The following is a 14,920-nucleotide window of genomic DNA, read 5'->3' on the forward strand; positions in this document are numbered from 1 at the left end:
CAAGATGTAATTTGGCTTATAAATTCCCTTTCTTCATTTCTTTCACAGCGTAATCTACCGCACGGGCAGTAAAAGCCATGTATGTCAATGAGGGATTCTGCGTAGAGGTAGAGGTCATCATAGCTCCATCTGTCACAAAAACGTTTTTACATTCATGCAGTTGATTGTATTTATTAAGCAATGAGGTTTTAGGGTCTTTACCCATTCTTACACCACCCATTTCATGAATGTCAAGTCCTGGAGCTTGTTTAGAATCTGAGGTACGAATATTAGTGAAACCAGCTTTCTCAAACATGTCTACCGTGTTTTCCAAATAGTCTTTCACCATTTTCTCATCATTATCGTCATAGTCTAAATCAAAATGAATTAAGGGAATTCCCCACTCATCTGTTTTAGATTTATCAAGTGTTAGTTTACTGGAGGCCTTTGGAATAGTTTCACCCATCATGTGAGATCCTACATGCCATGCTCCACCGGTTTGGCGGTCTAGTAAATTGTTTTTTAAGTCAGCACCTACACCATCTCTTCCAAAATACTCACCTTTTCCTGTAGAAAAACCGGCCGCATAGCCACGGATAAAGTCGGTTTCTTGTTCGTAAAGGTTTCTCCATCTTGGCATATAACTACCGCCTACTCTACGGCCAGAGGTTGTTTTATCCGGGAAGCCTTCATAGGAACCGCTTACACGTGCTCGGTAATTATGGAAAGCAATGTGCGTTCCCATCAGTTCATTATCGTTTCCTATGCCATTAGGGAATCTGCTAGAGGTACTGTTCAGTAATAGTGCCGTAGTGTTCATAGCTGCTGCATTCACAAAAATGATATCAGCAAAGAAGTCTATCTCTTCCTTGCTTATTCTGTCAATCACTTTTACACCAACGGCCTTGCCTTTTTGCTCATCATAAATGATAGACTGTACCACAGAGTCTGCTCTTAAAGTACAGTTTCCAGTGTTTAAAGCCCAAGGAATGGTAGAGGCATTACTACTAAAATACCCACCATAAGGGCAACCTCTTTGGCAAAGGTTACGGTGCATACACCTAGCTCTTCCCTGCTGCGTATGAATATCTTGAGGGTCTGTTATATGTGCCTTGCGAGCAATAATAGCTCTACGGTTTTCATAGTTTTTTTGAAGAAACTTATCAAAGTATTCTTCTACACAGCTTTGCTCAAAAGGCTTCATAAACTCGCCATCAGGTAAGCTCTCAAGCCCGTCTTTATTTCCTGTAATACCAGCAAACTTCTCCACATAGCTATACCAAGGAGCTAGTTCATCATAGGTTACGGGCCATTCTACTGCGAATCCGTCACGTCCTGGTCCTTCAAAATCTAGGTGACTCCATCGCTGTGTTTCACGAGCCCAAAGCAATGATTTTCCACCTACTTGGTAGCCACGAATCCAGTCAAAAGGCTTGTCTTGTACATATGGGTGCTCTTTGTCTTTTACCACAAATTGTTTCGCATCTTCTTTGAAAATGTAACATTTAGAGGCAATTGGGTTTTCTTCTCTTTCTTTCAGAGGTAGATTAAGACCGTGTTCAAAGTCCCAAGGTTGCATGGTGGTAGTGGGGTAATCAATGATGTGTTTTACATCAGGACCACGCTCTAAAATTAAGGTTTTTAAACCTTTTTCTGCTAGCTCTTTTGCGGCCCATCCGCCACTAATTCCAGAACCTATGACTATGGCGTCATACTTTCTTTTCTTTGATGATTTATCTTTATTGGTCATTGTTTTTCTCTTAATTATTGTTCAACATCCACACAGCCATGGCCGTAGCCTGGGGCGTATTCATAGCCTGCTTTTTCGGTCATATACCATTCAGAACCGGTATAGCCTTGAATGCTGTAATTTTTTAATGTTTTAAAGAATTTTTGAAGTGTGGCATCTTCATTTTTCTCAATCATGCCCAAGCACTCCACCTTTTCATTGGTCGATAGGCTAGAAAAAGCCGAGCCTTGTTTTCTTTTTGCAAAAGCATCTACCACTGGAATTTGAGCATAAAAGACCCTTTGGTCATCCTCCGTATGCATGGTGTCTATCATAGCTTTGACAAATTTATCAACGCCAACTTCAATAGCACCCGGAGTATCTGTTTTAGGAATTAAGGTGTCAATGATGTCAATAAATAAAGCCTCATCTGAAGGTGCCAGTATTTTCCCGGTTGGGAGGTCGTTTGCCGACCAATTCTTTGCCCAAGCGGGTATGGCCACCATGGCAGCTGTACCGAGGGTCAAATTTTTTAATAAATCTCTTCTTTTCATAATGTTTATATTAAGTTCCCTGTCCATCGGGAGAGGGCGGAGGGTAAGGTCAATTTTGATGAAACGAGTCTGAAATAAATCTTAGTACCTCAGGCAAAGCAGAACGCCAGTAAGACCATCTGTGGCCGCCGTCTCTTACTCTGTATTCATGCGTAATATCCTTCTTTCTCATTTCAATATGCATCAGAGAGTTTCCTTCATAAAGAAAATCGTCATCACCACAGTCTATATACCATCTTACGCTTTTTACTTTTTCCACATCGGCATTTGCCAAAAGGTTTAAAGCATTATAGTTTTCAAAGTAAGACTTTACCTGAGCATCTGTAATGTTGGGGTTTCGTCTTTTCATGCTTTGGTCTGCTTGCTCTAAAGTCAATGGGCCTACATAAGCACTTAAAGGACAAGCCGAAGAAAACATATCAGGATGGCGTAGTGCATACATAAAGGAGCCGCCACCGCCCATAGAGAGTCCAGCTACCGCACGGAATCTCTTAGTGTTTCGGATTCTATATTTTTGCTCTACATGTGGGATGAATTCTTCAAAGAAAAAATCTTCATAATTATAGTCAGGAACATTAAAATAGCCCATCACTTTGGTGTCGGCGTCTGGCATAATGATAATCATAGGAGTGGCTATTCCTTCCTGAATGGCCTTATCTGTAATATGTAAAACCTCACCAAACTGTACCCAACCAGTATGATTATCTGTGGCACCATGTAACAAGTATAATACGGGATAAGAACGCTCAGAAGTTTCATAGCCTGGTGGCAAATAGACGGCATAATTTCGCTCCATTTTCAGGATTTTGCTGTCCATTTTTAAATTGTCCATCACTTTTCCAGACTGTGCATAAAGTAGCACAGGGAAAAGTAAAGCGATTAGAAAAGTTATTTTTTTCATAGGGTAGGTTGATGTAATTCTTGACAGCGAATCCGTCAAAATTGTTCTACCCAAATTTAAGAAGAAAACAGATGCATTAACTATTAAGTAGGCGAATGTAGTCTTTTGAGTGCATGAAGTGGATAAAATACGTCAGGAGTATAATAATTGCTATTGTCTCGGGTAAATAAACCTTCGCAAAAAGTTATTTGAAATCGTCTTTGCGAATAATGTTATTTTGTCTGAGCTCCGCTACTTTATTTTCAATTTGAGTATGGTCTACCTCCAAATCTTCAGAGAAGTATACCCAGTCTACTAACTCTTGGTAGCTTCTGGTGCTAGTGTCGTCAAGAAGGCGACCAGCAATAAACCAAAGGTTAAAAGTGATGCTCATATCTTGTTCGGGGTAATATTCTCCACCATGTGTGGCTCTCAATATGCCATCTACATAATAGTTAATTTCGCCATTTCCTACGGTAGCACTAACAGTGTGCCAACCTTCAAAGCTTTCGTCAATTTCATCGGTTTTAGAATCTTGAATATATGGAGATTCTTGATATGTTTCCCATGAGGTCATCCAAAAAGTAGGCTCACCAGAACCCCATCCGCCATTTGGAAGGTATTCTGCAAAATCTAGTTCACTATAATTACTGTCTAAAGGGTATTCTAAAGGGGAAATGGCAAAGAAAGTTTGATTCACCTCATCTCCATCTATACCTTCTGAAGGACTGTCAAAAAAATGAATCCTAGCTGCGTATGTTCCTTCAAGATAGGTTTGAGTATGGTAAATTTCGGCTTGATAGGTATTTCTTCCTTCTCCATTCGTAGTAGATGTGAGCCGGAGTAGTTTATTGTCAGGAATCACTTGGTCATCAATAAAATCAATATTTTCTTCAAGCCAGGTAGTTCCAGACTCTCCTGGTCCACCACGTCCTGTTCTTACGGTCCATCCAAAATTTTCTAAAACGGGGTCTGTACTGCTTTCATAGTTGAAATCATCAAACATTATTTTGGCCTGCTGAACAGTAATGCCATCTTTTTCAGTACAGCTGAATAATACAAGAATTAGGAATAATGGAAGTCTTGGCAATTTTTTGAATTTAGGTTGTCGAATAGAGTATACCTGATTTTAGGTAAGCAATAATTTAGCCAAGGATGGTTTAATGAAACCTGTAGTTGTGATGATTGACTTTCAAAATTGATTCAAGTTCAAACCAAAAAGGCAAGTAAAACGGTTTGGCTCCAAACCGTTTTACCCTAGACCTCCCTGCTGATTGTAACAAAATATGTCTTTGTGTTCGTGAAATTGCTTTATTTAAGTGAAATATATATTGTAAAGATAAGGTTGTTGAGTGCTTATAATAAGTAGTTTATGTTGTGCTTTTTGAATGCGTTCGGTTTTATTTTAGCATTTACCGCAAGTTTTTTTCAGGAAAGACCTCTAACTAAGAGAAGAATAATAATTAATAAAGAGAGAATGAGAAATTTAGTAATAACCACTGCTGTTGCCCTTACGGGTTTGTTTACCTTTTCAGGCTGTGATGATAATAGTGAAGATCCTGTAGCCGATGTCACAAGTAGCTTGAGTGCTGCTTTTGCTGAATTCGATGAAGACAATACGGACATTTATTTAGATGGTTCTAATGTAGTTATTGAAACCAATGGCTTGCCAAATCATACTACACCTTACTGGGGTGAAGGAAATGCTTTATATGTAGAACCTCAAGAGGGCTTTGTGTCTACGCCAAGTCTACTTACAGGATATGATGGCTATGCTACGCTAACAGTTTCAGCTAATCCTGCTAAAGCATCTAAAACCACAGCGACCAGTTTAGGGGCAATTGGGATTGCGGTAAGTGGTGCTGCCATTTTTAATGACCAAGAAGGAAATGGTGCTTTAAGCCAAGCGGCAGTAAGTTTGGACTATTCTGGTGCCCACATTGGTCCAGCCGAATACCATTATCATACGGAACCTGAAGCTTGGACAAAAGACGACGAAAACCTTGTTGGAATTATTGCCGACGGCTTTTTTATCTATGGAAGGAAATGTAACTCAACAGGCACTTACCCTACAGACTTAGATGAGTCGGGAGGTCATACTTCTACTACGCAGCACTCTACGGAAGCTCTTTATCATTACCACATAGAAAACGAGCTTTATATAAATAAGTACTATATAATTTTCCCAGGAGCTTATCAAGGAACACCAAGTTCAATAAGATGATTATGATTTCCATTTTCTCATTGTGGGTTCTTTTTGGATGGCAGAGTCTGTCTGCTGAAATTTCTGTTCCAAATATTGAAATTGAGGAGGATAAACTGCTATTGAATCAGAATAAAGGTCAATGGCTTTTAGATGGCAAAGCTTACAGTGGTTATGCGGTAAAGCTTTATCCAGACGGTTCATTGAAAGAAAAGAAATCTTTCTATAAGGGCAAAAAAGAGGGGTTAGTTCAGAAATGGGACACGGCAGGCACTTTAAGATATGAGGCGAAGTTTAGCTCAAATAAAAGAGAAGGTGTGTCAAAAGCATGGTCTAAAGACGGTGTTTTAGTGTCAGAATCTAATTTTCTTAATGGCGTGGTTCATGGAGTGCAAAGGAAATGGTACCCAAGTGGTAAGATTTTCAAGAAAATGAATATTGTCAATGGTCAGGAGGAAGGCTTACAGCAAGTTTGGTGGGAAAATGGGAAGCTTTATGTGAATTATGAAGCTAAAAACGGAAGGATTTTTGGCTTGAAACGTTCCGCTTTATGTTATGAATTGCAAAATGAAATTGTTCAGAAGTAAATATCTTGTTCTTATTCTCTTGGGTCTAGCTTCTTGTAAGGAAGAGGGGACGCAAAATGGAAGTAGGGTAGAAGAGCTTCCTTATTTTGAAGAGGCTTCCTTTACGCCTCAATGGATAAGTTTGGATGCCGATTCGCTGAATGACTTTCATGTTATTCCAGCGTTTTCATTAATAAATCAGGAAGGCGACTCCGTTAGTCAGGAATCATTGGAAGGGAAGGTTTATGTAGCCAATTTCTTCTTTACTAGCTGTCCGGGTATTTGTCCTCAGATGAACGACAATATGGGAATGCTTCAAGAAGAGTTTATAGATGATGACCAAGTTATGCTTATTTCTCATTCGGTCACGCCAGACAGAGACACAGTTGAAAAACTAAAGGCTTATGCGGCAAAAAGAAATATAAATAGCAAGAAGTGGTATTTGCTGACAGGAGAAAGGCATGAGATCTATAATTTAGGAAGGAACGCCTATTTTGTAGAAGAGAATATGGGCATAGAAAAGACCGTGGACGACTTCTTACATACGGAAAATTTTGTTCTCATTGATAAAAATAAGCACATCAGAGGAATTTACAACGGACTGAATAAGACGTCAGTTAACCAGCTGATTGCTGATATAAAAACACTAGAAGGAGAAATTTGATACGGTAAAGGTTTTTTAGGTCTTTACCGTATCTTTATTAAAGCATAATTTTCTTTCCGCCAGCTTCTGCCGACTCATAAATGGCGGTAATGATTTTCATATCTTTCAAACCTTCCACACCAGAGCAGTGGTCTGGCATAGGGTCTGAGCTTAGGAATAACTTACCCATTCCGTTCATTTGATATGTTTGGTGGTATACTACTGGCATATCCATTTTACCTTTTGAAGTGTTTCCTACAATAGGTCCATAGCTAAAAGCAGGGCCCATTTCTACCCAACCTTTATCACCATACGCCTGAAATTTTTCTACGTTGGTATTATAACTAGTGAAGCCCGTGAAAACAGTATCATCAGGAAACTCCATGTGCCATGAAACGGATTCTTCTACTTCGCTGAATCGAGCTTTATCGGTAACAGGGCCAAAGTGAGCTACTACAGAGCGAGGTTCCATTCCTTTGGTATATCTGGCGGCATTGATGCTGTAAATTCCTACATCCATCAGAGGGCCTCCTCCGCCTAATTCTTTGTTCAAACGCCACATTTTTGGATCGCCAGCAGTCCAGCCAAACATACTTTGGATATAATTTAACTTACCAAAAGTCTTTTCTCTGCCGTATCGCATAAGTTCTAGGTTGAAAGGCTCAAAATGACATCTATAACCTACCGCCAGTTTTACATTATTATCGGCACAAGCTTTTATCATATCCATACACTCTTTCACTGTATTTGCCATTGGCTTTTCGGTAATTACGTGTTTACCTGCATTGGCGGCCTTGATAGAGTATTCGGCGTGCATGCCATTTGGAAGGCAAACATATACTACGTCAATATCAGGGCAGTTTGATAGATTAGCATAGTTGTCATAGTTAAGTATATTTTCATCCTTAAGGTTATACTTTTCTTTTAATGCAGGAATTTTTGAGGGCGTTCCTGTTACTATACCTTTTAATTCCCAATACGGAGATTCGTCAATACCTGGAAGGATTTTATGTACGGCATAGTAACCAAGGCCCACTAAAGCTATGCCTAACTTTTTGCCATCATAAGTTTCACTAGGCTGTGTTTGTCCTTTGTTTGATAAGAAGGGAAGGGCTATAGCACCACCACCCATTTTCTTAATAAACGACCGTCTGTTTTCTTCAATACTCATTTCGAAGGGTTTGTTTAGGTTGAAATCTGTCACAAATTAGTAAAAATAATGGCCTATTTTTGGGCAAATGATGATAAAATAAAAAGAACAGCCATGAAATCAGTTTTGGTGTATTGCGGAGCAAACCCAGGTTTAAACCCAGTTTATAAAGAAACGGCAGTAGCCTTAGGTAAAGAGTTAGCAAAAAGAGGTATTAGGCTAATTTATGGTGGTGGTAGTTTAGGTTTAATGGGTACAATTGCCAACACGGTTTTAGAGAACGGGGGAGAGGTAGTTGGTATAATTCCTTCCTTTTTAGATAAAATGGAGGTCGGCCACCCAAACTTAACTGAAACTCATGTGGTGGAAACCATGCATGAGCGTAAGGCTCTTATGGAGAAGATGTGTGACGGAATTATCACGCTTCCAGGTGGCTTTGGAAGTATGGATGAACTTTTTGAGATTCTTTCTTGGGCACAGTTAGGCCTACATAAAAAGCCAGTAGGCCTTTTAAATATCAATGGCTTTTATGAGCCGCTAATAGCACAGTTGGATTTAATGGTTAGGGAAGGCTTTTTAAAACAAACGAACCGAGAAATTGTTCAAATCTCAGGTTCGATTGAAGGGGTTTTTGAATTAATGTATGCTTATACTCCCGAATTAAGTCCAAAATGGCTAGACAGGGAGAATATTTAGAATTGAGAACAGTCTAAATCTTCATAGGTAGAAGCGTCAACACCTAAACCTATTGTACAGCCTTTAACAGCAGCCTCTAACGTTGTTTTTACTGTTTCACAATTTGCTTGAGTTTGTGCACTTACAAAAACGGATATGGCATTACTATAATCCTCTGCTTTTTTATCACAATTGTTAGCAGGGTTTAAAACGGAAGCTTTTTTACAGCCCAAAGAAAAGCAGGCTAATAAGCCTAAAAGTAAAACGGGTTTCATGAAAAATAAAGTTTAGTCTGATAAGTTAGTTGTAATCGTTACAGTCAAAATCATTCTGAAACTCTTCATACGCTTCCCTGTCGGTTACAGCCAATGCGGTACAGCTTTTATATAGTTTATTTATTGAGCTTTTTACCGCTTCGCAGTTTCCTTTTGTTTGGTTATTTATAAAGGTGCTAATGTCTTCAGAATACCTTACAGTATCGGCAGCACAAGACAACGGACCTCCTTTTTTCTTGCAACTTGATAAAGCAAGGGTTAAGGTACCTATTAGAAGAAGCGAGAGAAATTTGGTTTTCATTTATTTGAATTGATTTGAAGCCAAATTTATCCTAAAATGAATCCCACCTCCAAATAAAATGTGAGTGTTTTATTTAACGGCTTTTAGGCTTAAGTCCAAACTTTTGATACTGTGGGTAAGATATCCCATAGAAGCATAGTCAATGCCGCAGTCGGCGTAAGAACGGATAGTTTCAGGAGTAATGCCGCCAGAGGACTCTACAGGAAAACGGCCATCAATAATAGCAATGGCCTTTCTAGTGTCTATATAGTTAAAGTTGTCAAGCATGATTCTTACCACGCCTCCTATTTCTAAAACCTCTTCTAACTCTTTAAAGTCTCTTACTTCTACTTCTATAGGCAAATCTCTTCCCGTGTCCTTTAAGTACTTTTGGGCAGAGAGCATGGCGTTTTTGATACCACCGGCATAATCCACATGATTGTCTTTTATAAGTATCATGTCATAAAGCCCAGTTCTGTGGTTTACACCACCACCTATTTTCACCGCCCATTTCTCTGGTAAGCGGAAGTTAGGCGTAGTTTTTCTGGTATCGAGCACTTTGCATTTAGTGCCTTCTAGCTTTTTGACAATAGCTTTTGTGGTAGTCGCTATCCCGCTCATGCGTTGCATGCAGTTTAATACTAACCTTTCAGCGGTAAGAATAGACTGATCTTTTCCGGTCACATAAAAAGCGATGTCGCCATATTTGATTTCATCACCATCATTAAGTAAAATTTCTAATTCAAGTTCAGGGTCTACTTCTTTAAAAATGGCTTTGGCTAGTTCTATTCCAGCTAAAATACCATCGTCTTTCACCAACAATTTTGCTTTGCCCTGTGCATTTGCCGGAACTGTAGATAGCGAGGTATGGTCTCCGTCGCCTACGTCTTCTCTCAATGCTGCTTGAATAAATGCTTTTACCTCTTCTGGTTTGATTTCCATTTTGTCTTTTTTATTGCTTCGCAATTTGTAGAAAAAAAACGATTTCTGTTAATTATTGATTTATGAAAAAATGACAAAGTCTTTGTCGGTAAATTGACTTAAAATACTTTTGAGTCATGAAACAATCTTACCCTCTTTTTTCCCACGAATATTTTATGTCAAAAGCCATGGACTTGGCTCATCAAGCTTTTGAAGAAAGGGAGGTACCCGTAGGGGCAATAGTGGTAACGGAGCAAAATCAGATTATAGGAAAAGGTTATAACCAAACGGAAAGGCTAAAAGATGTTACAGCTCACGCGGAGGTCTTAGCAATTACTGCAGCCGCAAATCATCTAGATGCAAAATATTTAAGAGAATGCAGGCTTTATGTAACCCTGGAGCCCTGTGTGATGTGTGCAGGAGCTTTGGCTTGGAGCCAGGTAGACCATATTATTTTTGGAGCAAACGATGTAAAAAGAGGCTACTCAAAATATTCTAAGGCTATCATAAATGCTAAAAAGGAAATCACCTCAGGAGTGCTGGCTACAGAGTCAGAACAGCTTATAAAGCAATTTTTTGAACAATTGCGAACATAATGAGCATTGATTCCGTTATCCTACTAGAACAGTAAATTAGAAAACTTAAAATAATAATAATATGGCTTTTGAACTTCCAGCATTACCATTTGCAAACGATGCATTAGAACCTCATTTTGATGCAATGACTATGGAGATACACCACGACCGTCATCATAACGGATATGTGAATAATCTTAATAACGCCATTGCAGGTACAGATTTAGAAGGAAAGACTATAGAAGAAATTTTAGCTGTAGCAGGTGCTAGTGGTGCAGCAGTGAGAAACAATGGAGGAGGTCACTATAACCACTCTCTATTCTGGTCAATCTTAGCTCCTCAGGGAGTAGGTGGAAACCTTTCTGGACCTTTAAAGGCTGCTATCATTGAAACATTTGGTTCTGTAGATGAGTTTAAAGCGGAATTCAAAAAAGCTGCTGGAACACGTTTTGGTTCTGGATGGGCTTGGTTAGGCGTTAAAGCTGACGGTTCTCTTTGTGTATGTTCTTCTCCAAACCAAGATAATCCTTTAATGGATGTAGCTGAGTGCCCATGTACTCCTATTTTAGGTCTTGATGTTTGGGAGCACGCATACTACTTAAAGTATCAAAACAAGCGTCCTGATTACATTGACGCGTTTTGGACTGTAGTAAACTGGAACGCAGTAGAAGAGCGTTATGCCGCTGCAAAGGGATAATAATAAGCCTTAAGATATATGAAAGCTCGGCCCTTGGTCGGGCTTTTTTTGTTGAAAAATGGTCAAAATTTTACTAGCTTTATTTTCATGGACATAGATTTGATAGACGTATTACGCTCTAAGTTGAAAGAACTTCCTGTCTTAGACAAAACGGGCAAGCGAGAGGAGATTGAACAATTTTTGAATGGCTTTAAAGAATTAACGAGAAAAGAAGCTTTCGATCTTTTAGACGAAGAAGAAAAGCTTGATTATGGTCTTTTGCTTAGTATGAGAGAAGTGGATAGAACTAACTTTGTTTCTAAGGAGGAGGTTTTCAAAGTACTTAATGCTTAATTCCATTTTTTTTAAATCTATAATTGATATTTCAATTTTCCTTTCTAGTTTTACGGCATGAACAATCAAAGCAGAACAAATTCTTGGTGGTGGCTTTCTACTCGAACGAGTTGAACAGAGTTTGCTATGCTTAAAAAATATTCGCGGCTTTCTGTTTGACAGAAGGCCGCTTTTTTTGTGTCAAAGCGTAGCCATTGACCAATTAAAAAACATTAGAAAAACAAAATGAGTAAGATATTTAATATAACCACCCGTTCTAAAAAACAACTGGCAGACACTTTGACACCGGTTGGAATTTTTATGCGACTTCGTGACCAGTACAAGTACTCTGTTATGCTAGAAAGTGCAGATTACCACGCCATGCAAAACAGTTTTAGCTATATAGGCTGTGACCCTGTGGCAAGTATTGTGATTGACAATGACGAAGTAAAACAAAGTTTCCCTGACGGAAGTACAGAAAACTTCAAACTAGAAAATAGAAAAGATGCCGTGGGCGTTTTGAAAAGTTTTGCGGCTAGGTTTGAAGCTCCAGAAGGTAAGAATGGCTCTATAAGCAATGGCCTTTTTGGGCACATGGCTTATGATGCCGTGCAGTATTTTGAAGATATCGAGATTCAAGAAAAAAACGAAGAGAATAAAATTCCATCTCTGATTTACAGGGTTTATAGGTATGTAATAGCCATAAATCACTTCAAAAACGAGCTGAATATTTTTGAACATACATACGGAGGAGAGAAAAACCCGGTTGAAAACGGATTAGAGACTATCGAGATATTTGTGAATAGTCCGAAGTTTAGTAGTAAGAAGTTTAAAGTTACTAGCGAAGAAGAAAGCAACGTGACTGATGAGCAAATGCGAGCAACTATCAATACTTGCATCAAACATTGTCACCGTGGAGACGTATTCCAAATAGTGCCTTCTAGGAGGTATTCTAAGAAATTTGAGGGCGATGATTTTAATGTTTACAGAGCATTGCGTAGCATCAATCCTTCACCATATCTGTTTTATTTTGATGGTGGAGATTATAGTATTTTTGGCTCATCGCCAGAGAAGCAAATTCATATTGACGGCGAGCGTGCGGAAATTCATCCTATAGCGGGTACTTTCAAAAGAACTGGCGACGATGTAAAAGATGCTGAATTAGCTAAGCAGCTTGATGCCGACCCAAAAGAATCTGCCGAGCACGTGATGCTGGTAGATTTGGCAAGAAACGATTTGAGTCGCAGCTCAGAACAAGTGAAAGTGGAGGTTTTTAAAGAGGTTCAATATTACTCCCACGTGCTCCATTTGGTGTCAAAAGTGACGGGCAAAATGATGAAGGGGACAAACCCACTTCAGCTAGTGGCTGATACTTTCCCGGCTGGTACGCTTTCAGGCTCGCCAAAACACATGGCCATGACTATTATCAATAAATTGGAAAACACCAATAGAGGTATCTATGGTGGAGCTATTGGTTTTATGGATTTCAAAGGTAATTTTAACCATGCTATTGCTATTAGAACATTTTTAAGCAAAGGCAATACGCTTTTTTATCAAGCAGGAATGGGCGTGGTAGCTAAGTCAAATGTTGACTTAGAAATGGCAGAAGTGGGTAATAAACTGGGGGCTTTAAGAGATGCCATGGAAATGGCGGAAGGGATATGAGGTTCTCGACTTCGTTCCCTGTCAGCCGGAGGCGGAGAACTGACAGTTGTATAGTTAGTCGCCATGGGGGTCGGGAACTGATATAAAGTAGAAGACAAAATGAACGTATTACTAAAAAAACTGAACTTCAAGACGCAAGAATCTATTTTGATTCTTAGTGCTCCTGCGGAGTTTAGGGAAACAATGGAGGATTTTGGTAAATACTTAGCCGTGGAAACCAGTCTGTCAGAAAAAACGATTGCCTTTTGTTTGACGTTTTGTACTAAGCTCTCAGAAATAAAGGAGCTGGCTCCAAAAATAGTAGAACCGTCAGAAGAAGACGCTTTGCTCTGGTTTGCCTACCCAAAGAAAAGCTCAAAGAAATATCAATGTGAATTTAATAGAGATAAGGGCTGGCAGGTTTTAGGAGATTTAGGTTTTGAAGGCATAAGAATGGTGGCAATAGATGAAGATTGGTCGGCAATTAGATTCAGAAAGGCCAAACATATAAAGACAATAACAAGAGACCCAAGTTGGATTATGTCTGAAGAGGGTAAAAAGAAAGCAAAGAAATGAAAATATTAGTACTAGATAATTATGATTCTTTTGTGTACAATTTGGTATACATTTTAAAAGAATTAGGTGGCGATGTAGATGTGTTTCGTAATGACAAAATATCGGTAGAAGATGTTATGAAATACGATAAAATCATGCTTTCACCAGGTCCAGGAATACCTGAAGAAGCGGGAATCATGATGGATTTATTGGCAGAATATAAAACCACAAAAAGTATTTTTGGTGTCTGTTTAGGGCATCAAGCCATTGGCGAGGCTTTTGGCAGTAAATTGGAAAACATGGGCGAAGTTCTCCACGGAGTTACCACACCATGTGAAGTGATAGACGAGAACGAACTACTTTTCAAAGGCATTCCAAACCGTTTTGATGTGTGTAGATACCATAGCTGGACGGTGTTGCCAGATTCTATGCCGAACGAACTAAAAATTACCGCCAAAGATGATAATGGCTACGTAATGGCAGAAGCACACCAGAAGTATGATGTGCGTGGCGTACAGTTTCACCCAGAAGCTTATCTTACTCAGCACGGTGTTAAGATGGTGGAGAATTGGATGAAGAATTAGTATATTGTAATAATTAAATTTTTTCGGTATGACATTTATTGCAAAGGAGAGACCAATTAATGAGTTACAGGAGAGTATCTTACGGTTAATAGATCGTGGTATTCCGGATGAAGACTTGTTGGAAATAAAAGATATCATCGTAAAGTACCTTTCTGAAAAACTTTTGGATAATGTAGACAAAGTGATTGAGGAAAAGGGAATTACTGAGCAAGACTTTAAAGAATTAGAAAATAGACACTACCGAACTAAGAAGTCTTGATGGGTCTACCAATTGTTGTTATAGATACAAATGTCCTTATAGCTTCTCTAAGTAAAAAGAGTATTTCTCATGGTATATATAAAGCTTTTATCGAACGGCAGTTCTCTTGGCTAGTGAGTTCTGAAATACTTAATGAGTATGAGGAACAACTTGCTCTATATTTTGACGAAGATACAGCTCGCTTTGTTTTAGAAATTCTTCTTACTGCGTCAAATACAATTCTTTCTGAACCATATTTCAGGTGGAGTTTAATTACCGAAGACCCTGACGATAATAAATTTTCTGATTTGGCAATTTCTGGAGGAGCCAACTGTTTAATAACCTTTGATAAACATTTCAATATTTTTAAAGAGATTCAATTTCCTAGTCTAAATATTATGACTCCTAAGGAATTCTTGAACTAAAAGAATACTTGCCACATTACCCAAAACCGTATATA

The 14,920-nt window shown here is 38.8% G+C and carries 20 protein-coding genes; 12 read left to right on the forward strand and 8 right to left on the reverse strand.

Going from position 1 to position 14,920, the window contains the following annotated elements:
- Positions 1–16: 16 nt before the first annotated feature.
- The 4 genes from AADJ06_RS11845 to AADJ06_RS11860 all read right to left on the reverse strand — a co-directional run bounded on the left by AADJ06_RS11845 (position 17) and on the right by AADJ06_RS11860 (position 4,232).
- Positions 17–1,729, reverse strand: a complete 1,713-nt coding sequence (locus AADJ06_RS11845) for a GMC family oxidoreductase (protein ID WP_341226664.1) — start codon at positions 1,727–1,729, stop codon at positions 17–19.
- A 14-nt stretch (positions 1,730–1,743) separates the two neighbouring features.
- Positions 1,744–2,262 (reverse strand): gluconate 2-dehydrogenase subunit 3 family protein, encoded by a 519-nt coding sequence (locus tag AADJ06_RS11850; protein WP_341226665.1) that lies wholly within the window; start codon positions 2,260–2,262, stop codon positions 1,744–1,746.
- 49 nt (positions 2,263–2,311) lie between these two features.
- Positions 2,312–3,163, reverse strand: coding sequence for an alpha/beta hydrolase-fold protein (locus AADJ06_RS11855; protein ID WP_341226666.1), 852 nt, complete (start codon positions 3,161–3,163; stop codon positions 2,312–2,314).
- 184 nt (positions 3,164–3,347) lie between these two features.
- Positions 3,348–4,232 (reverse strand): glycoside hydrolase family 16 protein, encoded by an 885-nt coding sequence (locus AADJ06_RS11860; protein ID WP_341226667.1) that lies wholly within the window; start codon positions 4,230–4,232, stop codon positions 3,348–3,350.
- A gap of 387 nt (positions 4,233–4,619) precedes the next feature.
- Between AADJ06_RS11860 and AADJ06_RS11865 the strand changes: the two genes are divergently transcribed.
- From AADJ06_RS11865 to AADJ06_RS11875, 3 genes are read left to right on the forward strand one after another with little or no spacing between them, the layout of a single operon-like run.
- Positions 4,620–5,366, forward strand: coding sequence for a YHYH protein (locus tag AADJ06_RS11865; protein WP_341226668.1), 747 nt, complete (start codon positions 4,620–4,622; stop codon positions 5,364–5,366).
- Positions 5,367–5,368: 2 nt separating this feature from the next.
- Positions 5,369–5,932 carry a toxin-antitoxin system YwqK family antitoxin gene (locus AADJ06_RS11870; RefSeq protein ID WP_341226669.1) on the forward strand — a complete coding sequence of 188 codons (564 nt, stop codon included), beginning with the start codon at positions 5,369–5,371 and terminating at the stop codon, positions 5,930–5,932.
- The gene (locus AADJ06_RS11875; RefSeq protein WP_341226670.1) at positions 5,913–6,575 is read left to right on the forward strand and encodes an SCO family protein; all 663 of its coding nucleotides are present in this window, start codon (positions 5,913–5,915) and stop codon (positions 6,573–6,575) included. Before AADJ06_RS11870 ends, AADJ06_RS11875 begins: the two co-directional genes overlap by 20 nt.
- A gap of 37 nt (positions 6,576–6,612) precedes the next feature.
- Here AADJ06_RS11875 and AADJ06_RS11880 read toward each other — a convergent pair whose 3' ends face one another.
- Positions 6,613–7,725: a Gfo/Idh/MocA family oxidoreductase gene (locus tag AADJ06_RS11880; RefSeq protein WP_341226671.1), complete on the reverse strand. Its 1,113-nt coding sequence runs from the start codon at positions 7,723–7,725 to the stop codon at positions 6,613–6,615.
- 93 nt (positions 7,726–7,818) lie between these two features.
- Between AADJ06_RS11880 and AADJ06_RS11885 the strand changes: the two genes are divergently transcribed.
- Positions 7,819–8,400 carry a TIGR00730 family Rossman fold protein gene (locus AADJ06_RS11885; protein WP_341226672.1) on the forward strand — a complete coding sequence of 194 codons (582 nt, stop codon included), beginning with the start codon at positions 7,819–7,821 and terminating at the stop codon, positions 8,398–8,400.
- Here AADJ06_RS11885 and AADJ06_RS11890 read toward each other — a convergent pair.
- The 3 genes from AADJ06_RS11890 to nadC all read right to left on the reverse strand — a co-directional run bounded on the left by AADJ06_RS11890 (position 8,397) and on the right by nadC (position 9,876).
- A complete protein-coding gene (locus AADJ06_RS11890) occupies positions 8,397–8,654 on the reverse strand; it encodes a hypothetical protein (protein WP_341226673.1) in 258 nt (85 codons plus the stop codon). The two genes, AADJ06_RS11885 and AADJ06_RS11890, sit on opposite strands and share 4 nt — an antisense overlap.
- A gap of 25 nt (positions 8,655–8,679) precedes the next feature.
- Positions 8,680–8,955, reverse strand: coding sequence for a hypothetical protein (locus AADJ06_RS11895; RefSeq protein WP_341226674.1), 276 nt, complete (start codon positions 8,953–8,955; stop codon positions 8,680–8,682).
- A gap of 69 nt (positions 8,956–9,024) precedes the next feature.
- The gene (gene nadC, locus AADJ06_RS11900) at positions 9,025–9,876 is read right to left on the reverse strand and encodes a carboxylating nicotinate-nucleotide diphosphorylase (protein ID WP_341226675.1); all 852 of its coding nucleotides are present in this window, start codon (positions 9,874–9,876) and stop codon (positions 9,025–9,027) included.
- Between the two features lie 116 nt (positions 9,877–9,992).
- Between nadC and AADJ06_RS11905 the strand changes: the two genes are divergently transcribed.
- The 8 genes from AADJ06_RS11905 to AADJ06_RS11940 all read left to right on the forward strand — a co-directional run bounded on the left by AADJ06_RS11905 (position 9,993) and on the right by AADJ06_RS11940 (position 14,885).
- Positions 9,993–10,451 (forward strand): nucleoside deaminase, encoded by a 459-nt coding sequence (locus tag AADJ06_RS11905; protein WP_341226676.1) that lies wholly within the window; start codon positions 9,993–9,995, stop codon positions 10,449–10,451.
- 61 nt (positions 10,452–10,512) lie between these two features.
- Positions 10,513–11,127: a superoxide dismutase gene (locus AADJ06_RS11910; protein WP_341226677.1), complete on the forward strand. Its 615-nt coding sequence runs from the start codon at positions 10,513–10,515 to the stop codon at positions 11,125–11,127.
- Between the two features lie 87 nt (positions 11,128–11,214).
- Positions 11,215–11,460: a hypothetical protein gene (locus AADJ06_RS11915; protein WP_341226678.1), complete on the forward strand. Its 246-nt coding sequence runs from the start codon at positions 11,215–11,217 to the stop codon at positions 11,458–11,460.
- A gap of 225 nt (positions 11,461–11,685) precedes the next feature.
- On the forward strand, positions 11,686–13,104 hold the full coding sequence (locus AADJ06_RS11920) for an anthranilate synthase component I family protein (RefSeq protein WP_341226679.1): 1,419 nt from the start codon (positions 11,686–11,688) through the stop codon (positions 13,102–13,104).
- 99 nt (positions 13,105–13,203) lie between these two features.
- The gene (locus AADJ06_RS11925) at positions 13,204–13,659 is read left to right on the forward strand and encodes a hypothetical protein (protein WP_341226680.1); all 456 of its coding nucleotides are present in this window, start codon (positions 13,204–13,206) and stop codon (positions 13,657–13,659) included.
- A complete protein-coding gene (locus AADJ06_RS11930; RefSeq protein WP_341226681.1) occupies positions 13,656–14,222 on the forward strand; it encodes an aminodeoxychorismate/anthranilate synthase component II in 567 nt (188 codons plus the stop codon). The genes AADJ06_RS11925 and AADJ06_RS11930 overlap by 4 nt, the downstream gene beginning before the upstream one ends.
- A 28-nt stretch (positions 14,223–14,250) precedes the next feature.
- On the forward strand, positions 14,251–14,481 hold the full coding sequence (locus AADJ06_RS11935) for a hypothetical protein (RefSeq protein WP_341226682.1): 231 nt from the start codon (positions 14,251–14,253) through the stop codon (positions 14,479–14,481).
- The gene (locus tag AADJ06_RS11940) at positions 14,481–14,885 is read left to right on the forward strand and encodes a putative toxin-antitoxin system toxin component, PIN family (RefSeq protein ID WP_341226683.1); all 405 of its coding nucleotides are present in this window, start codon (positions 14,481–14,483) and stop codon (positions 14,883–14,885) included. Before AADJ06_RS11935 ends, AADJ06_RS11940 begins: the two co-directional genes overlap by 1 nt.
- Positions 14,886–14,920 lie beyond the last annotated feature (35 nt).

This window comes from uncultured Arcticibacterium sp. (assembly GCF_964021845.1).
GTDB lineage: Bacteria > Bacteroidota > Bacteroidia > Cytophagales > Spirosomataceae > Arcticibacterium.